Source organism: Cyanobium sp. Lug-B (assembly GCF_024345635.1).
GTDB classification, from domain to species: domain Bacteria; phylum Cyanobacteriota; class Cyanobacteriia; order PCC-6307; family Cyanobiaceae; genus Cyanobium; species Cyanobium minutissimum.
Window position 1 is genome coordinate 1 of the sequence record NZ_JAGQBM010000056.1, and the last position, 23,085, is coordinate 23,085.

The following is a 23,085-nucleotide window of genomic DNA, read 5'->3' on the forward strand; positions in this document are numbered from 1 at the left end:
GGGGGCGGGGCCGTTGCTGAGGCCGCCCAGGGGGGCCAAGGGGTCGGCGTCGGGCTCGGCGAGGCAGCGCCCCAGGGCCCGGCGGCGCCGCTGCTGGCTGGCCTGCAGTTGCTCCAGGCTCAGCCGGCCGCCGGCCACCGCCGCCACGATGGCGTCGATCGCCCCGTCGGCGTCCCCCGGCATCAGCACCAGGTCGGCCCCCGCTTCCAGGGCCAGCACCGCGGCCTCCGAGGCGCCGTAGCGGCCGGCGATCGCCTCCATCACCAGGGCGTCGGTGACGACCAGCCCCTCGAAACCGAGCTCCTGGCGCAGCAGCCCAGTGAGCACCGCCCGCGACAGGGTGGCCGGATGGTCGGGGTCGAAGGCCGGCAGCAGCAGGTGGCCGGTCATCACCGCGGCCACCTCCGCCGCGATGGCCTGCCGGAAGGGCGGCAGCTCCACCGCCTCCAGGCGCCCGCGGCCATGGGGGATCAGGGGCAGCTCCAGGTGGGAGTCGCTGGCGGTGTCGCCGTGGCCGGGGAAGTGCTTGGCGCAGGCCAGCACGCCTTCGGCCTGGACGCCGCGGCAGAAGGCGGCCGCCAGGGCCCCGGCGGTGGCCGGGTCCTCGCCCCACGCCCGCACGTTGATCACCGGGTTGGCCGGGTTGTTGTTGACATCGCAGACCGGGGCGAGCACCCAGTTGAGCCCCAGCTGGCGGGCCTCCCGGCCCGTGCAGGCGCCGTAGCGCCGGGCCAGATCGACTGCCAGGGAAGGATCTTCGGCATGGATCCGGGCCAGGGCCAGGGGCGGCACCAGCCAGCTGGCCCCCTCGAAACGCTGGCCCACCCCCTCCTCCACATCGGCGCAGAGCAGCAGCGGTGCGCCGGCCCAGGCCTCCAGCTGGCGGGTGCGCAGCCGCAGTTCGGCGGCGCTGCCCCCCAGCAGGATCACCCCGCCCACGCCCCGCTCCAGCAGGCGTCGCAGGTCGGCGTTGTCCAGCTCCCAGCGGGGGTAGCGCCGCTGGCCATCGGCGGGATGGCCGCTGCAGCGCACCACCAGCAGCTCGGCGGCCAGCCGATCCAGGGCCTGGGGCGTGATGGGGGCCTGGGGTGGATCGGGGAGGTCAGCCATGGGCGGGATCAGCTGTCGGCGTCGCTGCCGGTGTCAGGCGCCGGATCCGCCTCGCCCGCCTCCGCCAGCGGCTCCTCCCGCCCGCGCCGCTCCGTCTCCAGGCGCTGCAGCAGTCCGAGCACCGTGTTGCCCTTCTCCAGACCCCGGTCGAGGACGAACACCACCTCCGGGGTGCGGCGCATCTTGAGGCGCCGGCCCAGCTCCCCCTTCACGTAGGCGGAGGCCGCCTGCAGCCCCGCCATGGCCACCTCGCGATCCTCGGCGCTGCCGAAGATGCTCACGAAGATCCGGCAGTGCTGCAGGTCGCCGGCCACCTCCACGTTGGTGACGCTGACCATGCCGTGGTGGACCCGCTCGTCCTTGATGCCGCTCATCAGCAGCTCGCTCACCTCGCGGCGGATCAGGGCCGCCACCCGTTCCACCCGTCGGCTCTGGGCCATGACTACGACAGCGGTGCCGACTGCACCATGGCACGCAGCACCAGGGTGAGGCTGACCAGTCCGCTGATCAGGGCGCCCACCAGCGCCACCGCCGTGACCGGGTTGCTGCGGCGCCGGGCCAGGGGCTCGAACACCGAGTTGAACACCCCCAGGCTGAAGGCGATCAGATAGCGCGGATAGCGCGTCACATTGACGAAGAAGTCCTTCATGGCCTCGGCGACGGTCCTGGACGGATGCTGGCTACTCTGCCGCCCGGGGCCACGCCCAGCCGGCCCGGAGGGTCCATGGAGCTGCATCAGTTCAGACATTCCGCCTTCTGCGAGAAGGTGCGGTTGCTCCTGGCCCGCAAGGGACTCGAGGCCACCATCATCGAGGTGACCCCCGGCCTGGGGCAGCTGGAGCTGTTCCGTCTCTCCGGGCAGCGGCAGGTGCCGGTGCTGGTGGATGGGGGCGAGGTGATCGCCGATTCCACGGCCATCGCCCTGCATCTGGAGGCCAGCCATCCGGAGCCGCCCTTGCTGCCGGCCGATCCGGTCGCCCGCGCCCGGGTGCTGCTGCTGGAGGACTGGGCCGACACCGCCCTGGCCCGCGGCGCCCGTCTGGCCCTGCTCCAGGCCGCCGCCACCGATCCGGTGCTGCGCGCCGCCCTGCTTCCCGAGGCCACCCCGGCGCCCCTGCGGGATCTGGTGGGGGCCCTGCCCGGCGGCCTGATCGGCTCCGCCACCGAGGCGATGCGCGACCTGCTCGGGCCCTGTGAGGTGCGGCAGCTGCACCGCAGCCTCGAGCAGCTCGCCCTGCTGGTCAGCGAACGCCCCTTTCTGGAGGGGGATGGCCTCACCCTGGCCGACATCGCCGTGGCGGCCCAGCTCTATCTGCTGAAGTTCCCGGCCTGCGCCGGCGCCCCCCTGGCGGGTCGCGGGGTGGAGGGCATCGCCGACAACCCCGTGCTGGAGCCCCTGTTCGCCTGGCGCGACCGGGTGCATGCCGCCGTGGGTCGGGGCTGAGGATCCCCGCGGGAGTCGGACCACCACCCGCCAGGATGGGGGCCGCCGTTGTTCTGGCCGTGTCCGATCCGCTGCTGCGGGAGCTCGACCATTACGTGGTGCTGGAGCCCGGTAAGGGCGAAAGCATCCTCAGCGCCGCCGAGACCCTGGACTGGCTGGCCGGCCACCTGGCGGCCCTGGCCGAGCCCCCGGCCGATCTGGCCGACCTGGCCGATCCTGGGGCCCGGGCCGGCCGGCTGCTGGACACCGCCTGCGAACTGGAGCTGGCGCCGGGCTGCGCAATCCAGTGGTTCGCCGTGCGGCTGGAACCGCCGGCCTGAGCGCCTGCCTGCCGCTCAGTTGAGCGAGGGGCGGGCCTGCCCGTCGGCGTCCTGCAGCCGGACGGGCTCGGCGGGAGCTGGGGTGGGGTCGCGCAGCACCGAGGGCAGGGCCTCCAGCACCTGCAGGGCCACCGCCGCCGGGAGACCCCCCTGCTGGGCCACCGTCAGGTCGGCCTGGGCGTAGAGGGGCCGGCGGTCATGCAGCAGCGCCTCCAGCCGGGCGGCGGGATCGGCAGCGTCCAGCAGGGGCCTGGGCGTGGGGTCGGCCGCCAGACGGCGAAGCAGCTCCTCCGCCGGGGCGTCGAGCCACACCACCAGACCCTGGCGCATGTGACCCCAGTTCTCGGGCCGGGTCACCGCCCCGCCGCCGGTGGCCACCACCAGGGAATGCCAGCTGGCGATGCCGTTGAGCACGGCGGTCTCCAGGGCGCGGAAGGCGTCCTCCCCGTCGCTGGCGAAGATCTCGGCGATCGGCCGGCCGGCCACCTCCGTCAGGGCGGTGTCGGCATCGATGAAGCGATAGCCGAGGGCCTCGGCCAGGGGGCGTCCCACGGCGCTCTTGCCGGCCCCCATCATCCCCACCAGGTAGATGTTGAGGCCATCGAGACGGCGGGCCAGGTCCCGGTGCGAGGGGCGGGGCAGGGCGTCATCGTCTGGGGCCATGGGTGTGCGGTCGGCGGCGGTCCGGACCCCGTTTCTAGGATGGGCGTCCCCTGGGCCTCGGCGATGACCGCAACCCGGTTGACCGCCCCTCCGGCGGCACCCTCCCCCACCCGCGCCGCCCACGGGCGTGGCCGCCCCTGCGTGATCACCCGCCGGGCGACCTTCAGCGCCAGCCACCTCTACCGGCTGCCGGAACTCGACGACGCCGAGAACACCCGCCGCTTCGGCCGCTGCAGCCTCGCTCCGGGCCACGGCCACAACTATGAACTCACCGTGGCGATGGGCGGCCCGCTCGACGCCGACGGCATGGTGCTCAACCTCTCCGACGTCAAGCACGCCATCCGGCGGGAGGTGACCGAGCCGCTCGACTTCCGTTTCCTCAACGAGGTCTGGCCCGAGTTCGACCTCTCCCGCCCCGAGGGCCGGCTGCCCACCACCGAGGCCCTGCTGCAGGCGATCCGCCAGCGCCTGGCCCCCCATCTGCCCCTGGTGGCCCTGCGCCTCCACGAACACCCCAACCTCTGGGCCGACGTGCTCTGCGGTCCCACCATCGATCCCATGGAAGCCTTCCTCTCGATCCGCACCCACTTCGCCGCGGCCCATCGCCTGGCTCGCCCCGAGCTCAGCCAGAGCGAGAACGAGGCGATCTACGGCAAGTGCGCCCGCCCCCACGGCCACGGCCACAACTACCTGCTCGATGTCACGGTGCGGGGTCCGATCGATGCCCGCACCGGCATGGTCTGCGACCTGGCCGAGCTGCAGCGCCTGGTGGACGACCTGGTGGTGGAGCCCTTCGACCACACCTTCCTGAACAAGGACGTGGAGCACTTCGCCGGCTGCGTTCCCACCGCCGAGAACATCGCCCTCCACATCGCCGACCTGCTCAGCGCCCCCATCGCCGCCACCGGCGCCCGCCTGCACAAGGTGCGCCTGCAGGAGAGCCCCAACAACGCCGCCGAGGTCTTCGCCGAGACCCCCCAGCTGGAGATGGTCCCCGCCGCCCTCGAAGCCCTCGCGGCCGTTTGAGTCCGGCGGCGGCGGATCCCCGACCGAGCGGCCTCCGGCCCGAGCTGCGGCTTGTGCTGGCGGTGAGCCTCGACGGCCGCCTGGCACCCGCCGAAGGGGGGGCAGCCCAGCTGGGGGGTGCCGCCGACCGGCAGGTGCTGGAGCAGGCCCTGGCCTGGGCCGATGCGGTCTTGGTGGGCGCCGAGACCCTGCGGCGCCACGGCAGCACCTGCCTGATCCACAGCCCAGGGCTGCTTGCGGCCCGCCGCTCAGAGGGCCGCAGTGCCCAGCCGATCGCCATCGCGGTGAGCCGCAGCGGCCGGCTGCCTGCCGCTTTGCCCTTCTTTCGCCAGCCCCTGGAGCGCTGGCTGCTGCAGGCCGCCCCGCTGCCCCCCGACGCCCCCGCCGAGGGCTTCGAGCGTCACCTGCCCCTGGACGGCTGGCCCCGGGCCCTGGCGGCCCTGGCGGCCCTGGGTCAGCGGCGCATTGCCGTGCTCGGCGGGGCCCAGCTGGCGGCGGCCCTGGCGGCCGAGGACCTGCTCGATGAGCTCCAGCTCACCATCTGCCCCCGCCTGCTGGGCGGGCCCCATGGCTGGCTGCCGGCCGACGCCTGCGTGGCTCCGGGGATCCGCACGGGCTGGCAGCTGGTGGAGCACCGGGCGCTGCCGGGGGAGGAGCTGCTGCTGCGCTGGCGGCGGCCCGGGGCTCAGGGCGTGACCTCCTGAAGGCCGTAGCTGCCGAAACGCCGGCCCAGCTCCCGCAGCGGCATGTCCCGCAGGCTGTCGGTGGGCAGGCCGAACATTCTGGCCAGGCAGCGCTTGACCACCTCTTCGCTGTCATCGCCGAAGCGGCCGCTCACCATCTCGGTGAGCACCCCCAGGCTGCGGCCACTGTTGTCGGTCTCCTCGATCAGGCACTTGCTGGTGGGCACCGCCAGCTTGCGACAGGGATCCTGCAGGCTCTTCTCCAGGTCGGCCCGGCCAGCCGAGACCGTCTCCACGCAGACCCTGGTCAGCTGGTTCTCCAGCTGGGGACGCAGCAGCATCAGCACTGGCCGCAGCAGTCCGGCCCGGGCGGGGGCCGGAGGCACCACCAGCGCCGCGGCGGCCGTCAGGAGCATCAGGATCCGCAGGGACTTGGCCATGGCGGGGGAAGGACGCTCGGTCGCAGGGAATCAACCGTTAGTTTTGCGCCTGCCCCGTCCCCCCTGCGTTGCCAGCGGCCATGGCCGAGCTGCAAGTCCGCTGGCACCAGGCAACGCGCGAGATCCCGGAAGACCAGTGGCAGGCCCTGGTGGGTGGTGCCGGGGAGGCCACGACCACGGCGATCGACCGTCCCTTCTACGGCTGGCGCTGGCTGCACCATCTGGAGGCCAGCGGCAGCATCGTGCCCCGCCAGGGCTGGCAGGCCTGCCATCTGGGCCTCTGGCGCGGCGAGCGGCTGGTGGCCCTGGCGCCCCTGTACCTGAAGGGCCACAGCTACGGAGAATTCGTCTTCGACCAGTCCTTCGCCCAGCTCGCCGGCCAGCTCGGGCTGCGCTACTACCCCAAGCTCGTCGGCATGAGCCCGGTGAGCCCGGTGCAGGGCTACCGGTTCCATGTGGCCCCCGGCGAGGATGGGGCGGCCCTCACCCAGCGGATGCTGGCCGAGATCGACGGCTTCTGCCGGCGCCAGGGGATCCTCAGCTGCAACTTCCTCTATGTGGATCCGGACTGGCAGCCCCTGGCGGAGGCCGCCGGCTGCGCGTTGTGGATCAACCAGCAGAGCGAATGGCGCAACCCGGGCCATGCCGACTTCGAGGCCTATCTGGCCAGCTTCAATGCCAACCAGCGCCGCAACATCCGCCGCGAACGCCGTTCCGTGGCTGAGGCGGGCCTGACCGTCACGCCCCTGGCGGGGGAGGCGATCCCGCCGCGCCTGCTGGAGCGCATGCACAGTTTCTACGAGCAGCATTGCAGCCGCTGGGGGCCCTGGGGCAGCAAGTACCTCACCGAATCCTTCTTCCAGGCGGCCGCCACCGACCTGCGCCAGCACCTGGTGCTGTTCAGCGCCCACCGGGGCGATCCGATGCAGCCCCTGGCCATGTCGCTCTGCGTGCACGATGCCACCGGCCTCTGGGGCCGCTACTGGGGCAGCGACATCGAGCTCGACAACCTGCACTTCGAGGTCTGCTACTACGCCCCGATCGCCTGGGCGATCGAGCGGGGCCTGGAGAGCTTCGATCCCGGCGCAGGCGGCAGCCACAAGCGGCGCCGGGGCTTCGTGGCCCAGCCCAGGGCCAGCCTGCACCGCTGGTACGACCCCCGCTTCGACGCCATCCTGCGGGACTGGCTGCCGGGCGCCAACCGGGAGATGCACGCGGCGATCACGGCGATGAACGCGGAGCTCCCCTTCACCGCTTCCTACGATCCCCCCCATGCACCCCGACCCGACCCCCCGCCAGAGCCTGGATGAGGCCCTCTCCCAGCGCTTCATCCACCTCGACACGGCGGGCTACTTCCTGATCAAGGTGGATGCCGCCGCCGGAGAGCTGGTGGCCGAGCACTTTGCCAACGGCATCGATGAACGGGGCCTGGCCACCGACCCCGACACCGGTGAGGTGCTCAGCTGCCGGGGCGGTGACCCGCGGGCGCCCCGGGCCGTGTACCGGGGCCGCAGTGCCAAGGAACTCGGCATCGCCCTGACCGAGGGAGACGGTCCCCATCCCCTCTCGCGGCTCGACCACGCCCTCTACCTGGGCCGGGAGCTCCAGAAGGCGGAGCAGTGCCTCGTGGCGGGTCTGCCCTACGTGCAGGACTAGCCCAGGCCCGCCGGGGTCCGATTCAGCCGGCGGCGACGAGACGGCAGCGGCCGTCCATCATCAAGGCCCCGCGCCCGCCCCCTTTCAGCATGGCGTTTTCCTGAAAGGTGAGGCTGCGACGGTCGATCGTGGTGTGGTGCTCCACGTCGTGGTGCTGATCCGGATGCAGCACCATCGGGGGCTTCAGGGCCGCGAGTCCCGGAAGCGGCTGGCTGGTGGGCGCATGGCCCAGGGCCACCTCATCGCCGTCGTTGTCGGAGAGGTGGAAGTTGTTGGATTCCTTCTCCAGAAAGGTGATCCGGTCGCGGGAGCTTTTCACCGGCAGGATCTGGCCGTCGGCGAAGCGCACCCGGTCCTCCCCCCGCCCCACGTCGACGCGGAAGTCGATCTGCCCGGTGGGGTCGTCCCGGTGGCGGCAGATCATCGACTGGGGGCCCAGGGGGTCCCAGCGGCTCAGGGCCAGGCCCAGCAGGCCGCATCCGGCGACGATGGCCAGAACCGAGGCACGGGTGAACCGGCCCTTCGCTTCGGCGGTCTTCTGCATCGCTGCCCCGCTGCATCACAGCGTCATGGATGCAGTGAATGGACCGTACTCCCGGCGCCCCCTACCTACGCGGGCTGGAGCTCCCGGGTGGTTTCGCGCGAACCCTCGGGCGGTTCCGGAGGCAGGGCGGCCAGCTGATCCTGGATCTCACGGGTCACCACGCCCCGGTACTCCTGGAAGTGCTCGTTGTGGGCGAGGGTGACCAGGAACTGCTCCAGGTTGTTGGGGTTGCGGCGGGCGATGGTGAACAGGGAGCGCCAGAAGCGTCCGCGGGTGTCGCGCTTCAGTCCCTGACGCCAGATCACGATCAGCAGGGCGCGCAAATCGGTCCAGCTGGGCAGGCTGGCCTTGCCGAAGGCCGCAGCCTTCACGTACTGCTGCCAGCGGGGCTGTCCCATCTTCAGGTAGTAGTGCGTGACCCGGTCGATGTAGGCGTTGGGCTCGTAGAGGCGGCAGAAGGCGTCGACGTACTCGTTGGCGATCTGCCGGATCGGCCGGGTGGGCACGAAGTTGAGCAGGTTGGTCTGGTTGACGCCCTTGGCGTCGGTTTTCTCCTGGACCAGCCGGCCTTCCTTCTCGAGGCGGTGCCAGAGCCCGGTGTTGGGCAGGGCCTGCAGCATCCCCATCATCGCGGCGGGGATGCCGGTGCGGCTGACGAACTCGACGATGCGGTCGCCGGCCCCGGGCTTCTCGCCGTCGAAGCCGATGATGAAGCCCGCCATCACCCGGATCCCGTAGGAGGTGATCCGGTCGACCGATTCCTCCAGGGAGCTGCGCGTGTTCTGCAGCTTGCGGGCCGTCTCGAGACTGGCCTCGTCGGGGGTCTCGATGCCGAGGAAGACGCTGTCGAAGCGGGCCTCGGCCATCATCAGCATCATCTCCTCATCGGAGGCGAGGTCCACGGAGGCCTCGGTGGCGAAGCTGAAGGGGTAGCCGTGGTCGATCTGCCAGCGCTTGATCTCCGGCAGCAGCAATTTGGCGTTGCGCTTGTTGCCGATGAAGTTGTCGTCGACCAGGAAGATCGAGCGGCGCCAACCGAGGTCGTAGAGGTACTGGAGCTCCGCCACCAGCTGGTCAGGGGTCTTGGTGCGCGGTTTGCGCCCGTAGAGCACGATGATGTCGCAGAACTCGCACTGGAACGGGCAGCCGCGCGAGAACTGGACCGACATCGAGTCGTAGGCGTCCAGCTCAAGCAGGTCGAAGCGGGGAATGGGGGTGCCGGTGACGTCGGGCTTCTCCCCTTCGGCGCTGAACCGCCCCTGGCGCTCGCCGCGCTCGATCGCCTCGATGAACATCGGCAGGGTGATCTCCCCTTCGTCGAGCACCTTGAAATCGGCCAGCTGCAGCTCAGGGGCGTCGGGGGTGGAGCTGGCGAAGGGGCCGCCCACCGCCACCGGCAGGCCCCGCTGCTTGGCCTTGGCGATCTGGGCCGCCATATCGGCCTTCTGGACGATCATCCCGGAGATCACCACCAGTTCCGCCCAGTTCCACTCGGCCTCCGTCACCTCGCGGACATTGCGGTCGACCAGCTTCATCTCCCAGGTCTGGGGCAGCAGGGCCGCCACGGTGACCATGCCGAGCGGGGGAAGGAGAACCTTGCGGTTGACCAGCTCGAGGATCTTTTCGTAGCTCCAGAACGTCTTCGGGAACTCGGGATAGATGAAGAGGGTGCGCATGCTGCAGGGGCTTGGTGGATGGTCCGGGGTGGATGGTCCGGTTTGGATCGTCCGTGGGCGTTTGCGCGGCTGCGGCAGGGGCTCGGGCTGGTTCCGCTGCGCCGCAACCCTAGGCGGTTTCGGTAGATGTCCCATGGTTTTACCCCCTTCTCCCCTGGCCTGGGGCCGGAAGGGGGCGGATCCTCTGCTGTAATGATGGCGTTCTTCGCAGCAGCGGCCGTGGGTGTGGTGATCTATCTGGCGCTCGTGGGTGGCGGGCTGACCGCCGCCTTCCTGGCCACCGTGGTGCTCAAGGGCGTCAGGCTGATCTGAGCCGCAGGGCTCCTTTCCGCCCCAGCTCCAGCATCCCCACCATCAGCCCGACGCCGCCTAGCAGGGCGAAGGTGGTCGTCAGCCCCACGGTCATCGCCAGGGCGGCGGCCACCAGCCCGCTCACGCCGCCGCCGCCGAGAAAGGCGATCTGCCCCAGACCGGCCATGCGGCCGCGCAGCTCCATCGGCGCCCCCACCTGCAGGATCAGGTTCGACCCGGCCAGCAGGCCGGCGGTGCCGGCGCCCAGCAGCAACGCCATCGCCAGGGCAGCCGGCCCCCCCGAAGCTGCGGCCATCCCCAGCTGGGCCAGGGCCACCGCCACAGCGCAGCCCCCCAGCAGCAGCGCCGGCCGTTCGCTCAGGGCGCGACTGTTGCGTTGCAGTACCACCCCGCCGACGATGCTGCCGGCGGCCAGCACGCTGGTGAACAGGCCTAGGGCCTGCGGGGATGGCCCGATCACCTCGGCGGCGATCAGGGGCGCCAGGCCCGGATGGAAGAAGCCGACCAGACAGGCCACGGTGGTGAACCGCAGCACATGGCGCAGGGTGGGCCCGCAGCCCCGCCAGGCGGCTCCGAGGCTGGCGCCGGCGCCCCCGGCGCTGCGCTGCTCCAGCTCCCGGTGGGGCCGCAGCAGCCAGATCACGGTGGCGATCGGCAGCAGGTAGGAGGCCGCATCGATCGCCAGGGCCATGGCGGGCCCGGAGAGCGCCACCAGCCAGCCCCCCAGGGGAGGGCCCACCAGCTTGCCGACGTTGAACACCACAGAGAAGCTGGCCAGGTAGGGGGCCACCTGCTCCGGCCGTTCCACCAGCAGCGAGCAGTACTTGCTGCGGGCCGTCAGCTCGAAGGAACTGGAGACACCCACCACCAGGGTGCTCAGCAACAGCAGCACCACCTGGGCCACCCCCTGGAGCAGGGGAATGGCCAGGGCCCCCAGGGCCGCCCCGGCGAACAGGCCCCACTGGGAGCGGATCAGCACCCGCTCGCAGCCCAGCCGATCCGTGAGCACCCCCGCCCGGCCGCTGACCACCAGGCTCGGCAGGGCCAGGGCGGCGAAGTGCAGGGCGAGCAGCAGCGGATTGCCGGTGCCGGCCATCAGGATCCAGCCCTTGGCCGTCAGCCCGGCGAAGGAACCGGTGGTGCTCAGGCCGGAGGCGAGCAGGAACAGGGGGCGCTGGTGCCGCTGCAGCCAGCCGCCTCCGTCGCCGGGGCTCAAGCCCGGCTCCGCGTCGCCGCCAGGGCGTCGCTCACCATGGCGCCGGCCCCCACCACCTCGCCGCGCAGGTCATAGGTGTCGGCGGCGGTGATCCGCACCGGCACCATCGTGCCGGGAGCGGCGCACAGGCCGCCCTCGCCGGGGCTCACGTGCACCTCCCCGTCCACGTCGGGGGCGAAGCGGGCACAGCGGCCCAGCATCGCGCCGCTGGTGGGGTTGTCCTGCTCGATCAAGACGTCCACGATCCGGCCCACCCAGGCGCCGTTGCGCTCGGCGGCGATGGGCTGCTGCAGAGCCATCAGCCGGTCCCGCCGCTCGCTGGCGACCTCGGCGGGCACCGGATCCGGCAGGTCGGCGGCGGCTGTGCCGTCCTCGGGGGAGAAGGTGAAGACGCCCACATGGTCGAAGCGCTGCTCGGCCACGAACGCCAGCAGATGCTCGAAGTGCTCCTCCGTTTCCCCGGGGAAGCCGACGATGAAGGTGGTGCGCAGCACCGCGTCGGGCAGCTGGTCGCGGATGCGCTGCAGCAGGGCGCCGTTGACACCGGTCTGCCAGGGGCGGTTCATGGCCCGCAGCACCTCCGGGTGGCTGTGCTGCAGGGGGAGATCCAGGTAGGGCAGCACATTGGGGACGTCCCGGTAGGCGGCCAGGACGGGCTCGGTGAGGCCGGTGGGGTACGCGTAGTGGACCCGGATCCAGGGGATCTCCACCTCCCCCAGGGCCCGCAGCAGGTCGTCGAGGCGGGGTCTGCCGTAGAGGTCCAGCCCGTAGTTGGTGGTGATCTGGCTGATCAGGATCAGCTCTTTCACCCCTTGCTCGGCCAGCTGGCGGGCCTCCGCCACGATCGATTCGATCGGGCGGGAGCGCTGGTCGCCCCGCAGTTTCGGGATGATGCAGAAGGCGCAGCGGTAGTCGCAGCCCTCGGCCACCTTCAGGTAGGCCACTGCCTCGGAGGTGGTGCGGTAGCGGGGCAGGTGCTCATCGCCCACGAAGGTGGGCACCGCACTCACGCGGTTGACCCGCTCCCCGGCTTCCACCCGCTCCAGCACCTCGACGATGTGCTGGTAGTCGCCGGTGCCGACGATCGCCCGCGCCTCCGGCAGCGAATCGAGCAGTTCCTGCTGGAAGTGCTGGGCCAGACAGCCGGCGATGATCAGTTCCTTGCCCTGTTCCGCCAGTTCCACCAGGGTGCGGACCGATTCGGCGCGGGCGTCCTGGATGAAGCTGCAGGTGTTGACCACCACCACCTTGGCGTCGCTCTCATCGGCGCTGACCCCATAGCCCGCCTCGGCCAGCAGGCCGAGCATGTGCTCGGTGTCCACCCGGTTCTTCTCGCAACCCAGATGGGTGAAGGCCACGGTGGGCCGTTCTCGGCCGGGCTGGGGGGGCATGGTGCTGCGGGAGGAAGGGGGGACGGGCCTGCGGCCCGCTGGGGCCGGGCCGGGGGGCAAACGCCGATGTCCACCCTATGCAAGTCCCCGCGGCTGCGAGAATCGCACCGAGATCCGCCGGTCCCCGTGACTTCCACTCGCCTCGCCAGTCGCCTCACGAGTCGCCGCCGCCCCGAGCCGGGTCGCCGCTGGGCGCGGGTGGTGATGGCCGTTCTGGCCACCATCGGCGTGATCGACACCGCCTCGATCACCCTCAACCGCTGGGGCGTGATCGGCGACCTCAGCTGCCCCGGCGGTGCCGACGGCTGCGACAAGGTCCTCAACAGCCCCTGGGGGAGTGTCTTCGGCCAGCCCCTCTCCCTGTTCGGCTTCCTGGCCTACGGCGCGGTGCTGGTGATGGCGGTGCTGCCGCTGGTGCTCAAGGGGGAGGCCCGCACCTCCTTGAACGGGCTCAGCTGGTGGGGCCTGTTCCTGCTCAGCGCCGGCATGGCGATCTTCAGCCTGGTGCTGGTGGGGGTGATGGCCTTCCAGATCAAGGCCTTCTGCACCTTCTGCCTGATGTCGGCCGCCATCAGCCTGACGCTGTTCGTGCTCAGCCTGATCGGCGGGGAATGGGAGGACACCGGTGCCCTGCTCTTCCGGGGCGTGCTCACGGTGCTGGCCGTCGGCCTGATCGGCCTCGGCTGGGCCACCTCCCTCAACAGGCCCGAGTCGGCCACGGGCCCGGGGATGCCGATCCCGGTCACCTCCGCCAGCACGCCGGCCACGGTCGCCCTCGCCGATCACCTCACCGCCACCGGCGCGGTCATGTATTCGGCCTACTGGTGCCCCCACTGCCACGACCAGAAGCAGCTCTTCGGCAAGGAGGCCGCCGCCAAGCTCAAGATCATTGAGTGCGCTCCCGACGGCCGCAACAGCCAGGCCGCCCTCTGCGCCAGCAAGAACATCCAGGGCTTCCCCACCTGGGAGATCAAGGGCCAGCTGGATTCCGGCCAGAAGACCCTTGCCCAGCTCGCCGCCCTGAGCGGCTACAAGGGCTCGATCGCCAACTGAGCCGGGCCCTCACTCCTGGCCCCTGCCTCAGGCCTGCCCCACCGGGGTGGTGAAGGGGGAGTGTCCCCGCTGCTGCACCGTGTGGCGCCGCCAGAACGGTTGGGGTGCCGGGGCATCGGTGCGGTGATGGCCGCCGCGGCTCTCGACCCGGAAGGCGGCGGCCTCCATCAGCAGCTCCGCCAGCACCAGCCGCTGGCGCAGGTCTTGCAGCAGCAGCAGGCGACGGCTCTGCTCCGGCGTCAGCGCCAGTTCCTGGTCGTGGGGCAGGTCGTGGACCCGCCGCAGCAGGGGGGAGCGTTCATGGCCCGATCGCTCGCTGCGCACCCGCCGCAGGGCGGTGATGAGGTCGACACCGCGGCGCTCAACGCCGGCCACCTGCCAGCAGAGATGGCGCAGGTCGGCGATGGCCCTGATCAGGGTGGCTTCATCGGGCCCTGAGCGCGCTTCGGCCTCGCTCAGGGCCGGGGCGTCGCGGGGGGCGTCAAGGGGCGCTGGGGGAAGGGGCTGGGGCTGCAGATGGCGCAGCCGGCGGGCGAAGACGAGGCATTCCATCAGCGAGTTGCTGGCCAGCCGGTTGGCCCCGTGCACCCCGGTGCTGGCCACCTCCCCCACGGCGTAGAGACCCCTCAGGCTGGTGGCGGCCTCCAGGTCGGTGCCGATGCCGCCCATCCAGTAGTGGGCGGCCGGGGCCACCGGAATCGGGGCCTCGCCGGGGGCCAGCCCCAGCTCCCGGCAGCGGCGCAGGATGGTGGGGAACTGGCGTTCCAGCCGTTCGCGTCCCACCGGCCGGAGGTCGAGCCACAGGTGGGTGACCCCCTGCTCCGCCATGCAGCGGGCCAGGGCGCGGCTCACTTGGTCCCGCGGCGCCAGATCGCCCCCCTCCAGCCGGGCCACCGGGGAGCGGCCGGCGTCGTCGAACAGCCGGGCCCCCTCGCCGCGCACCGCCTCGCTGATCAGGAAGTGGGGGGCGTCCGGCAGCATCAGCGCCGTGGGGTGGAACTGCACGAACTCCAGGTCCCGCACCAGGGCACCGGCGCTCCAGGCCATGGCGACGCCGTCGCCGCTGGCCTGGGTCGGGTTGGTGGTGTGCGCGAACAGATGGCCGCCGCCGCCGCTGGCCAGCACCACGGCTCCAGCCCGCAGCCAGCGCAGCCGCTGGCCTTCGATCACCTGCAGGCCCAGGCACTGGCCGTTCTCCACCCACAGCTGCAGGGCGGGGATACCCTTGCGTTGCTCGAGGCCCGGCCGGCGCCGCACCTCCCGCTCCAGGGCGTCCACCAGCGCGCCGCCGGTGCGGTCCTGGGCATGCAGCACGCGGCGGTGGCTGTGGGCCGCCTCCAGGGTGGTGCTGAGGCCCTGGGGGGTGCGATCGAAGTCCATGCCCAGCTGCACGAGACGCTCGACGCAGGCCGGCGCCTCCCGCACCAGCACCTCGACGGCGGCCGGATCGCAGAGACCGGCGCCGGCCTTGAGGGTGTCGGCGATGTGGCTGGCGAAGCTGTCGTCGGCTCCGGTCACCGCGGCGATGCCACCCTGGGCCCAGCGGCTGGCGGAGGGGGGGGAGCTGGATTTGCTCAGCAGCAGCACCCGCAGCTGGGGGGGCAGCTCCAGGCAGGTCATCAGGCCCGCGGCGCCACTGCCGACCACCACCACGTCCCAGTGGGGTGCCATGGGCGGATCCGGCTCATCCAAGCGGCTGGTTCACCCCTTCGCACCGTGCCTTCTGCAGCCGAGCCTATGGGACGGACGGCGGCGGGCCGGCGGCCACAAAAAAACCGCCGTGGGAACGGCGGTTGCGGAGGGGTTGGGAAAGGACCGCCGGGCGCTCAGCGATACACGCCGTCGTTGATGCGATCGAAACCTTCGTTGAGGGCGATCGCCGGGGGGGTCACGGTGAAGTTGTCCTTGTACTTGTTGAACAGCTCCCGCTGACGGTCGGTCAGATCGAGGTCCAGCACGTCGTCGACGCTGTCGTAGGGGCCGCCGAGGACGATCTTGCCGGCCAGGGTCGGATACATGCCGGGGTACTGCTGGAACCGGCGCACCGAAGCGTTGTTGAGATCCACCTTGCCGACGCTCTCGGCGAGCTTGTCGTCGATCTCGTTGCGGCGCTCCGCGGCGAAGGCGGCACCGGGCAGAAGCAGGGTCACGAGCAGACCGGCCAGGACCACACCACTCATCAACCAGGCAAGCAGCCGCTTCATCACGACACTCCTTAGGGGGATAGAACCAGGGGACCCTGGCAGGGCCAGGGCGGTGATCCGCAGACCACCCGTGCAACGTTACAGAAAGCCCCCAGGTCTCCCGGCGCCGGCGGCTCCGCTTTTGCAGTTCTTCAGATCAGGCCGCTGAGGTGGGGGGCCAGCAGGGCCGCCCCGAGGAAGAGGGCATCGACGGCGAGGGTGGTGCCCACGGCCGCGGCGGCCACCCGCCAGGGCCCACCCAGCGTCCAGAGGCGACGGCAGAGGAGCACCAGCAGGCCCGCCGCCAGGCCGACCAGGGACAGGGGCCAGGGCTGCAGCACCTGCAGGGCGGCGCCCTGGAGAAGAACCGGGGCCTCGCTCAGGGGCGCTTGCAGCACCCGGGGCCAGAGGTCCATGAGGCCGGCGGCCGCCATCACCCCATCGGTGCTGGCGGTGCCGAGCAGCGAGCCTAGGTAGAACGCACCCGCCAGGCGCCAGCGGCCACCGAGGCCCGCCACCGCCAGGGGCAGGGCGAAGGCCTCGAGCGGCAGATGCATCACCGGGTGGAGCCGGAACCAGCCCCAGAACAGGCAGCCCCCCAGCCAGCTGCCGCTGAAGCCCACCAGGACCACCCCCAGCGGCTGCCACAGCCCCTGGCCCCGGCGCTCCAGCAGCAGGGCGAGGCCCATCAACGGGAGCGTGAACAGGGTCGCGGCCGTCGGTGCGGCGCGCACCCAGGGGGCCTGCAGGAACACGGGCACGGTGACCAGCAGGGCAGCCGCCAGGGGCAGGACCCAGGCGGCCGGGACGGCACCGAGCCGCAGGCCCGGCGGGACCTCGGAACGGGAGGTAAGGGTGGGCGGAACCCCGAGCACCTGGTTGTGAAGAAAGTTGTGCAACCTTAAGGGGGTGGAGGGGTGCTCCCGTGACCCGTCCGGCCATAGGGTCACCCGCAGTATCGGCTTCCCCCATGCCGCTGGTCGCCACGGCCGCCGCCCTGCCCCTGGCCGAGGCCTGCTGGCACGCCTTCGTTCTGGGGGTCGTCCAGGGGCTGACGGAGTTCCTGCCGATCAGCAGCACGGCCCATCTCAAGGTGGTGCCGGTCCTGCTGGGCTGGGGCGATCCCGGGGTGGCCTTCACGGCCGTGATCCAGCTCGGCAGCATCGCCGCCGTGCTCGGCTACTTCCGCAAGGATCTGGCCGAGGTGAGCGCCGGGGTGGCCCGGGCCTTCCGCCATGGCCAGTGGAACGACCCGCCGGCCCGCCTGGGGGTGGCGATCGTGCTGGGCACCGTGCCGATCCTGCTGGCGGGCCTCGCGATCAAGGTGCTGCTGCCCGGCTACGAGACCTCCCCGCTGCGCAGCCTGACGTCGATCGCCATCGTCTCGATCGTGATGGCCCTGCTGCTGGCGCTGGCCGAGCTGGTGGGTCGCCGCCGCCGGCAGCTGGAGGCCGTTAGCCCCCGCGACGGCCTGCTGGTGGGGCTGGCCCAGGCCCTGGCCCTGATCCCCGGCGTCTCCCGCTCGGGCAGCACCCTGACGGCGTCGCTGTTCGATGGCTGGCAGCGCGCCGACGCGGCGCGCTTCTCGTTCCTGCTGGGCATCCCCGCCATCACCCTGGCAGGGCTGGTGGAGCTCAGGGCGGCCTTCGGCTCGGTCGAGACCGGTGGCGTGATTCCGATGCTGGTGGGCATCGCCGCCGCGGCGGTGGTCTCCTGGCTGGCGATCGCCTGGCTGCTGCGCTTCCTGCAGCAGAACAGCACCTGGATCTTCGTGGCCTACCGGCTGCTGTTCGGCCTGGTCATCCTGCTGGGGTTCCGGGGGCTGGAGGGGGCCACCCCCTGAAGGGGCGGGGGCCGTCACACTGGGGCCAACGTCCCCCTCGCCCCGCCGTCACCTCCCGTGTGGAAGGAGCCCTCCTCTGCCCTCGCCGGGCCCACCGTCCTCGCCGGGCCCGTCACCCAGCCCCGCCCTGCCGTGGTGGCCACGGTGGAGCCGGGTTCGATCGCCGAGGAGCTGGGCTTCCAGCCGGGTGACCGCCTGCGCAGCATCAACGGCATCCGCCCGCGGGACCTGATCGACGTCCAGGTGCTGCAGGGGGAGGAGGAGCTGGTGCTCGAGGTGGAGGACCCGGACGGCACCCTGCACGTGGTGGAGCTGGAGAAGGACCTGGACGAGGGGCTGGGGCTGGGCTTCAGCGAGGCCCTGTTCGACGGGCTGCGCCAGTGCAACAACCACTGCCCCTTCTGCTTCATCGACCAGCAGCCACCGGGGCGCCGCGACAGCCTCTACCTCAAGGACGACGACTACCGGCTCAGCTTCCTCTACGGCTCCTACCTCACCCTCACCAACCTCACGGCCGCCGACTGGAGCCGGATCGAGGAGCAGCGCCTCTCGCCCCTGTTCGTCTCGGTCCATGCCACCGATCCGGAGCTGCGCAGCCGTCTGCTGGTCAACCCCCGGGCCGCCCTGCTGCTGGAGCAGCTGGCCTGGTTCGCCGAGCGGCGCCTCCAGATCCACGCCCAGGTGGTGGTCTGTCCGGGGCTGAACGACGGCGAGGCCCTGGAGCGCACCCTCACCGACCTGGCCCGGTTCGCCACCGGACCCTGGCCCGCCGTTCTTTCGACCGCGGTGGTGCCGGTGGGTCTGACGCGCTTCCGCCCGGCCGGCGATGCCCTCCGGCCCGTCGACCGGGAGGGGGCCTGCGAGGTGATCGCCCGGGTCGAGCGCCTCCAGCCCACCTTCCAGGCCAGCACCGGCAGCCGCTTCGCCTGGCTCTCCGATGAGTGGTTCCTGATCGCCGGCCTGCCCCTGCCGCCGCGGGCCAGCTACGAGGATCTGCCCCAGCAGGAGAACGGGGTCGGCAGCATCCGCGCCTTCCTGGAGGATCTGGAGGGGGCCACCCGGCACCTCCCCGCCCGGATCGCCACCCCGCGCCGCTGCAGCTGGGTGGTCGGTCGCCTCGTCGCCGAGGCCCTGCAGCCGGTGGTGGAGCGCCTCAACCGCGTCGAGGGGCTGGAGCTGATCCTCCATGGCCTGCCCAGCCCCTACTGGGGCCAGGAGCAGGTGGTCACGGGGCTGCTCACCGGTTCCGACCTGATCGAGGGCCTCCGCGGCCGGGACCTGGGCCAGGAACTGCTGCTGCCGCGGGTGATGCTGCGGGAGGGGGAGGAGGTGTTTCTCGACGACACCACCCTCGCCGACCTGCGCCGACAACTGCCTGTGCCGGTTCGCTTGCTGGGGGGTGCGGACGATCTGGTGGCCGCCTGCCTCGGCACCCCACGGGGAGATGCTTAAGCTCTGGCTGAAGCGAACGGTCCAACGTGAGGCGCCAACCACTCCTGCTTGCGGCACTGGTGGTGCTCCCGTCGTTCGGCCTCCAGGCGCCGCCGGTGCGGGCCGAGTCCGCCCCAGCCCCCGCCGCCCCGAGCCTTCCGGCCCCCCCGGCCCTGCCGCTGGCCCCTGAGGTCAAGGGTCCCAGGCCCAAGTCCAACCCCACCGTGCTGGCGCCGGCCGCCAAGGAACTGCCCCCGGGTCTGCAGGATCTGGTGGCCCCCAACCCGCTGGCCCTGCCGGTCAAGCCGTCCCAGGTGCGCATCCGCGAGCTGCGCCCCCTCGGCCTGGCTGATGTGGAAACCCTGGTCGAGGTCAACAACCCCGAGCTCAAGGCGATCGCCAGCCAGGTGGAGCAGGCCCAGTCGGCCCTGCGGGCCCAGATCGCCCTCTGGTACCCCACGATCCAGCTGAACGCCAACAGCCTGCCCACCTACACCGGCGGCGAGCAGTTCAGCAGCGCCTTCACCGGCACCGGCCAGCAGCCCGGCAACACGATCACCAGCATCTGGCGGATGTCGGCGGTGCTCCAGGCCAGCTGGGCCCTCATCAACCCCACCCGCACGCCGCAGATCGCCGCCGCCCGCGACCGCTTCGAACAGGCCAAGAACCAGTATCTGATCGGCCTGCGGGCGCGGCGCCTGGAGGCGGCCGAAGCCTTCTTCGATCTCCAGGTCTCCGACGAAACGGTCCGCATCGGCCAGGAGTCGGTGCGCTCCTCCCTGGTGAGCCTGCGGGACGCCAAGGCCCGATTCCAGGCCGGCGTCGCCACCAAGCTGGAGGTGCTGGAGGCCGAAACCCAGCTGGCCCGCGACCAGCAGGTGCTCACCCAGGGTCTGTCCGACCAGGCCATCGCCCGCCGTGCCCTCGCCGCCCTGCTCGACCTGCCCCAGGACGTCACCCCCACCTCGAAGGAGCCCTCGCGGGTGGTGGGTTCCTGGCTGCCGTCGCTGCAGGAGAGCATCATCGCCGCCTACGCCTTCCGCGAGGAACTCGACAACGTCCTGCTCAACATCTCGATCGCCAACAGCGAGGCCAATGCGGCCCTGGGCGCGGCCCAGCCCTTCCTGAACATCGCCTACAGCCTCACCGGCGGTCGCACCAGGGGCGTGCAGTTCGCCAACCGCAGCACCCCGGGGGTCAACTTCGGCAACGAGGGCTGGTCGGTGGAGAACACGGTGGGCCTGAACCTCAGCTGGACCCTCTTCGACGGCGGTGCCGCCCGGGCCAACTACCGCCGCCAGAAGCAGGTGGCCCAGGAGAACTCCTTCCAGTTCGCCCAGCAGCGGGACGCGATCCGCCAGCAGGTGGAAACGAACTTCTACGAACTGGAGAAGAACAACCGCAACATCACCACCACCTCCCGCGAGGTGATCTCCACCAGGGAATCCCTGCGGCTGGCCCGCCTGCGCTTCCAGGCCGGCGTCACCACCCAGCGGGAGGTGGTCGACACCCAGCGCGACCTCACCCAGGCCGAGGTGCGCTGGTCGACGGCCATCTCCGACTACAACAAGGCCCTGGCCCGGCTGCGGCGCTTCACCGGCCTCGACCAGGTCGGCCTCTGCCAGCGCCAGGCCCTGCCGGCCACCAGCCCGAGGGCGGCCGGCACCTCCGAGATCCCCGTGGAGCCCCAGCCCCTGATCCCGGCCTGCCGGGCCGGCAGCCCCACCGGATCCGAGGCGATGCCGCCGGGGTCCTGACGCCCGTTGTCATCACCCCTCCGCCCCGGCCTGACCCTTCCCGCCACGGTGCGCCTGGGTCTTTTCCAGGGTTGCCTGGGCTGCCTGGCCGTGATCTTTTCGGGTCTGCTCAACCGGATCATGCTCAGTGAGCTGGGCTTCCCCGGACTTCTGGTGGGCGGGGCCCTGGCTTTCGAGCAGTTCGTGGCCCCCTCCCGGGTGCTGTTCGGCCAGATCTCCGATGCTCACCCCCTGGCCTCCCGCCACCGGGTCCCCTACGTGCTGCTCGGCACGGCGGCCTTCTGTCTGCTGGCCGTGCTGTCGGTGCCGCTGATCTTCCAGGTGGGGCGCCTGCTGCAGGACGGCAGCCAGCCCGGCCTTGCCCTCGGCATCGCCGCCCTCTGCGGCCTGTTCGCCCTTTACGGCCTGGCGGTCTCCCTGGCCACCACCCCCTACCTGGCCCTGGTGATCGACCGCACCAGCGAACAGGAGCGGCCCCGGGCGGTGAGCATCATCTGGTGCATGCTCACGGTCGGCATCGTCATCGGCGCCGTGGCCATCGGCGTGAGCCTGCGCTCCCTGGACGGGGTCAGCGATCCGTTGGTGCTCGAGGCGACCCTCTCCCGCTTCATGGCGTCCGTGGCCGGTGTGGTGATGCTGCTCACGGTGGTCGCCACTTGGGGCATGGAATCCCCCCTGCGGGAACGCAGCGACGGGACGGTGGTGCCGCGCGAGGATGCCATCGGCCTGCGCCAGTCCTGGACCCTGATCACCTCCAGCCGTCAGGTGCTGATCTTCTTCTCTTTCCTGATTTTGTTCACCCTGGCCCTGTTCCTGCAGGATCCGGTGCTCGAGAGCTACGGCGCCCAGGTGTTCGCCATGCCGATCGCCGCCACCGCCCAGCTCAACGCCTTCTGGGGGGTCGGCACCCTGGTGGGCCTGCTGGTTGCAGGACTCTGGGTGGTACCCCGGCTCGGGAAGATGGCCACCGCCCGCCTCGGCTGCCAGCTGATCGCCCTGTCCCTGCTGCTGCTGCTGGTGGCGGGCCTGACGGCCCGGATCCCCTTCCTGCAGGCCGTGATGGTGCTGTTCGGGCTGGCGGCCGGCATCGGCACCAACAGCGCCCTCTGCCTGATGCTCGACCTCACCCTTCCCCAGGCCGCGGGCACCTTCGTCGGCGTCTGGGGTCTGGCCCAGGCCCTCTCGCGGGCGATCGGCAAGCTCCTCGGCGGCGGCCTGTACGACATCGGCCGTTCCCTGCCGCTGGGGGATGGGCCCTACGGACCCTTCGCCCTGGTGCTGGGCGTCGAGCTGCTGGTGGCCCTGGCGGCCCTGCTGCTCCTCGGCTATGTCAACGTGCGCCAGTTCCGGGAGGACACCTCCCGCAGCCTGAGCCAGGTTCTGGAGATGGAAATGGGATGAAGGTCCCCACCCCGCGCCCCCTCGATTCCCGTCTGGAATCCCTGCTCGACCGGGTCGCCGAGCGCCAGCGGGCCGACTTCGGCCACAGCCAGCCGGATCTGAAGGCGGATGGGTCCTTCATCACGGCCTGTGATCGCTGGAGCGACGCCACCCTGGTGGAGGGACTGGCCGAGCTGTTCCCCGGCGAGGGGGTCCTGAGTGAGGAGGGCCGCCAGCAGGTGCCCGCCACGCCGGCCTACTGGGTGGTGGATCCCCTTGATGGCACCACCAACTTCGCCGCCGGCATCCCCTACTGGGCGATTTCCATGGCCCGCTTCGAGGCCGGTGTGCCGGTTCTGGCGATCCTCGATGTGCCGCCCCTGCGTCAGCGGATCGTCGCCATCCGGGGGCAAGGGGCCTGGCGCAATGGCAAGCCCATTCCGCCGCCTGCCCTGCAGCTCCACAACGCCGGTTGCGCGTCGCTCTGCAGCCGCTCGATCCGGGTGCTCCAGAAGCTGCCCCACCGCCCGTTCCCCGGCAAGATCCGGCTGCTGGGCGTCGCCAGCCTCAATCTGGTGTCGGTGGCCATGGGCCAGACGATGGCCGCCCTGGAGGCCACCCCGAAGATCTGGGACCTGGCGGCCGCCTGGCTGGTGCTCGAAGAGCTGGGCTGTCCCCTGCGCTGGCTGGGGGCGAGCCCCCTGGGGCTGCAGCCGGGCCAGGACCTGGCCCTGACGGACTTCCCGGTGCTGGTGGCCAACCGGCAGGAGACGCTGGAACGGTTCATGCCGTGGGCGGAGGCCCTGGAGAGCCAGGAGCCCACGAAGCACGTGATATGATTTTGGACTGCGCCCCAGAGAGCGAGAGCTCGAGCGGGGAGCAGGCTTACGGGATCGAGAGGCGCGAGCCGACGGTGTTGTAAGTTTTCTGAGTCGCCGGGAGGCGACGCGCCGCGAG

General features: G+C 71.4%; 25 protein-coding genes. 13 read left to right on the forward strand and 12 right to left on the reverse strand.

From position 1 onward, the window contains the following. The 3 genes from KBY81_RS12795 to KBY81_RS12805 all read right to left on the reverse strand — a co-directional run. A partial coding sequence (locus KBY81_RS12795; protein WP_254976686.1) for a glycoside hydrolase family 3 N-terminal domain-containing protein occupies nt 1-1,110 on the reverse strand: 1,110 nt, incomplete at its 3' end. Nucleotides 1,111-1,118: 8 nt separating this feature from the next. After that, nucleotides 1,119-1,550, reverse strand: a complete 432-nt coding sequence (gene rbfA, locus KBY81_RS12800; protein WP_106223012.1) for a 30S ribosome-binding factor RbfA — start codon at nt 1,548-1,550, stop codon at nt 1,119-1,121. Nucleotides 1,551-1,552: 2 nt separating this feature from the next. Further along, on the reverse strand, nt 1,553-1,759 hold the full coding sequence (locus tag KBY81_RS12805; protein ID WP_094587370.1) for a DUF751 family protein: 207 nt from the start codon (nt 1,757-1,759) through the stop codon (nt 1,553-1,555). 75 nt (nt 1,760-1,834) lie between these two features. Here KBY81_RS12805 and KBY81_RS12810 point away from each other — a divergent pair, with 75 nt between their 5' ends. Together KBY81_RS12810 and KBY81_RS12815 are read left to right on the forward strand one after the other, a co-directional pair. Next, nucleotides 1,835-2,554, forward strand: a complete 720-nt coding sequence (locus tag KBY81_RS12810; RefSeq protein ID WP_106223011.1) for a glutathione S-transferase family protein — start codon at nt 1,835-1,837, stop codon at nt 2,552-2,554. A gap of 59 nt (nt 2,555-2,613) precedes the next feature. Then, entirely contained in the window at nt 2,614-2,874 is a 261-nt protein-coding gene (locus tag KBY81_RS12815) for a chlororespiratory reduction protein 7 (RefSeq protein ID WP_106223026.1), read from the forward strand. Nucleotides 2,875-2,889: 15 nt separating this feature from the next. Here the strand turns inward: KBY81_RS12815 and KBY81_RS12820 are convergent, their stop codons facing one another. Then, the gene (locus tag KBY81_RS12820) at nt 2,890-3,537 is read right to left on the reverse strand and encodes a shikimate kinase (protein WP_254976687.1); all 648 of its coding nucleotides are present in this window, start codon (nt 3,535-3,537) and stop codon (nt 2,890-2,892) included. 63 nt (nt 3,538-3,600) lie between these two features. Between KBY81_RS12820 and KBY81_RS12825 the strand changes: the two genes are divergently transcribed. Next, the gene (locus tag KBY81_RS12825) at nt 3,601-4,563 is read left to right on the forward strand and encodes a 6-carboxytetrahydropterin synthase (protein ID WP_106223009.1); all 963 of its coding nucleotides are present in this window, start codon (nt 3,601-3,603) and stop codon (nt 4,561-4,563) included. Beyond that, on the forward strand, nt 4,560-5,267 hold the full coding sequence (locus tag KBY81_RS12830; protein ID WP_254976688.1) for a dihydrofolate reductase family protein: 708 nt from the start codon (nt 4,560-4,562) through the stop codon (nt 5,265-5,267). Before KBY81_RS12825 ends, KBY81_RS12830 begins: the two co-directional genes overlap by 4 nt. Here the strand turns inward: KBY81_RS12830 and KBY81_RS12835 are convergent. After that, complete coding sequence (locus KBY81_RS12835) at nt 5,249-5,686, reverse strand: hypothetical protein (protein ID WP_106223007.1); 438 nt, start codon at nt 5,684-5,686, stop codon at nt 5,249-5,251. The genes KBY81_RS12830 and KBY81_RS12835 overlap by 19 nt on opposite strands. An 80-nt stretch (nt 5,687-5,766) precedes the next feature. Here KBY81_RS12835 and KBY81_RS12840 point away from each other — a divergent pair, with 80 nt between their 5' ends. Both KBY81_RS12840 and KBY81_RS12845 read left to right on the forward strand, forming a co-directional pair. Beyond that, the gene (locus tag KBY81_RS12840; protein WP_254976689.1) at nt 5,767-6,996 is read left to right on the forward strand and encodes a GNAT family N-acetyltransferase; all 1,230 of its coding nucleotides are present in this window, start codon (nt 5,767-5,769) and stop codon (nt 6,994-6,996) included. After that, on the forward strand, nt 6,959-7,342 hold the full coding sequence (locus KBY81_RS12845) for a DUF4346 domain-containing protein (RefSeq protein WP_254976690.1): 384 nt from the start codon (nt 6,959-6,961) through the stop codon (nt 7,340-7,342). The genes KBY81_RS12840 and KBY81_RS12845 overlap by 38 nt, the downstream gene beginning before the upstream one ends. A 22-nt stretch (nt 7,343-7,364) precedes the next feature. Here the strand turns inward: KBY81_RS12845 and KBY81_RS12850 are convergent, their stop codons facing one another. Together KBY81_RS12850 and KBY81_RS12855 are read right to left on the reverse strand one after the other, a co-directional pair. Further along, nucleotides 7,365-7,886, reverse strand: a complete 522-nt coding sequence (locus KBY81_RS12850) for a hypothetical protein (RefSeq protein WP_106223004.1) — start codon at nt 7,884-7,886, stop codon at nt 7,365-7,367. Nucleotides 7,887-7,951: 65 nt separating this feature from the next. Next, nucleotides 7,952-9,562 carry a B12-binding domain-containing radical SAM protein gene (locus KBY81_RS12855; protein WP_254976691.1) on the reverse strand — a complete coding sequence of 537 codons (1,611 nt, stop codon included), beginning with the start codon at nt 9,560-9,562 and terminating at the stop codon, nt 7,952-7,954. Nucleotides 9,563-9,757: 195 nt separating this feature from the next. On the opposite strand from KBY81_RS12855, the gene KBY81_RS12860 reads away from it, so the two are divergent. Continuing rightward, nucleotides 9,758-9,874: a cytochrome b6-f complex subunit 6 gene (locus KBY81_RS12860; protein ID WP_254976692.1), complete on the forward strand. Its 117-nt coding sequence runs from the start codon at nt 9,758-9,760 to the stop codon at nt 9,872-9,874. Here the strand turns inward: KBY81_RS12860 and KBY81_RS12865 are convergent. Continuing rightward, nucleotides 9,861-11,090, reverse strand: a complete 1,230-nt coding sequence (locus KBY81_RS12865; RefSeq protein ID WP_106223002.1) for an MFS transporter — start codon at nt 11,088-11,090, stop codon at nt 9,861-9,863. The two genes, KBY81_RS12860 and KBY81_RS12865, sit on opposite strands and share 14 nt — an antisense overlap. Then, the gene (rimO, locus tag KBY81_RS12870) at nt 11,087-12,481 is read right to left on the reverse strand and encodes a 30S ribosomal protein S12 methylthiotransferase RimO (protein ID WP_254974199.1); all 1,395 of its coding nucleotides are present in this window, start codon (nt 12,479-12,481) and stop codon (nt 11,087-11,089) included. Before rimO ends, KBY81_RS12865 begins: the two co-directional genes overlap by 4 nt. A 126-nt stretch (nt 12,482-12,607) precedes the next feature. On the opposite strand from rimO, the gene KBY81_RS12875 reads away from it, so the two are divergent. Next, nucleotides 12,608-13,534, forward strand: a complete 927-nt coding sequence (locus KBY81_RS12875; RefSeq protein WP_106223000.1) for a vitamin K epoxide reductase family protein — start codon at nt 12,608-12,610, stop codon at nt 13,532-13,534. 27 nt (nt 13,535-13,561) lie between these two features. On the opposite strand, the gene nadB is transcribed toward KBY81_RS12875, so the two are convergent. The 3 genes from nadB to KBY81_RS12890 all read right to left on the reverse strand — a co-directional run bounded on the left by nadB (nt 13,562) and on the right by KBY81_RS12890 (nt 16,616). Further along, complete coding sequence (gene nadB, locus KBY81_RS12880; RefSeq protein ID WP_254976693.1) at nt 13,562-15,205, reverse strand: L-aspartate oxidase; 1,644 nt, start codon at nt 15,203-15,205, stop codon at nt 13,562-13,564. A 155-nt stretch (nt 15,206-15,360) separates the two neighbouring features. Beyond that, a complete protein-coding gene (psbU, locus tag KBY81_RS12885) occupies nt 15,361-15,738 on the reverse strand; it encodes a photosystem II complex extrinsic protein PsbU (RefSeq protein WP_106222998.1) in 378 nt (125 codons plus the stop codon). Nucleotides 15,739-15,869: 131 nt separating this feature from the next. Next, complete coding sequence (locus KBY81_RS12890) at nt 15,870-16,616, reverse strand: DUF3120 domain-containing protein (protein ID WP_254976694.1); 747 nt, start codon at nt 16,614-16,616, stop codon at nt 15,870-15,872. Nucleotides 16,617-16,687: 71 nt separating this feature from the next. Between KBY81_RS12890 and KBY81_RS12895 the strand changes: the two genes are divergently transcribed. The 5 genes from KBY81_RS12895 to KBY81_RS12915 are packed head-to-tail and all read left to right on the forward strand — an operon-like array spanning nt 16,688 to nt 22,967. Continuing rightward, on the forward strand, nt 16,688-17,560 hold the full coding sequence (locus KBY81_RS12895) for an undecaprenyl-diphosphate phosphatase (protein ID WP_106222996.1): 873 nt from the start codon (nt 16,688-16,690) through the stop codon (nt 17,558-17,560). Nucleotides 17,561-17,617: 57 nt separating this feature from the next. Further along, nucleotides 17,618-19,012: a TIGR03279 family radical SAM protein gene (locus tag KBY81_RS12900; protein WP_254974189.1), complete on the forward strand. Its 1,395-nt coding sequence runs from the start codon at nt 17,618-17,620 to the stop codon at nt 19,010-19,012. A gap of 59 nt (nt 19,013-19,071) precedes the next feature. Beyond that, nucleotides 19,072-20,748 (forward strand): TolC family protein, encoded by a 1,677-nt coding sequence (locus KBY81_RS12905; protein WP_254974188.1) that lies wholly within the window; start codon nt 19,072-19,074, stop codon nt 20,746-20,748. A 6-nt stretch (nt 20,749-20,754) separates the two neighbouring features. Continuing rightward, nucleotides 20,755-22,149 carry a BCD family MFS transporter gene (locus tag KBY81_RS12910; RefSeq protein ID WP_254976695.1) on the forward strand — a complete coding sequence of 465 codons (1,395 nt, stop codon included), beginning with the start codon at nt 20,755-20,757 and terminating at the stop codon, nt 22,147-22,149. Further along, the gene (locus tag KBY81_RS12915) at nt 22,146-22,967 is read left to right on the forward strand and encodes an inositol monophosphatase family protein (RefSeq protein ID WP_254974185.1); all 822 of its coding nucleotides are present in this window, start codon (nt 22,146-22,148) and stop codon (nt 22,965-22,967) included. The genes KBY81_RS12910 and KBY81_RS12915 overlap by 4 nt, the downstream gene beginning before the upstream one ends. The last annotated feature ends 118 nt before the right edge of the window (nt 22,968-23,085 follow it).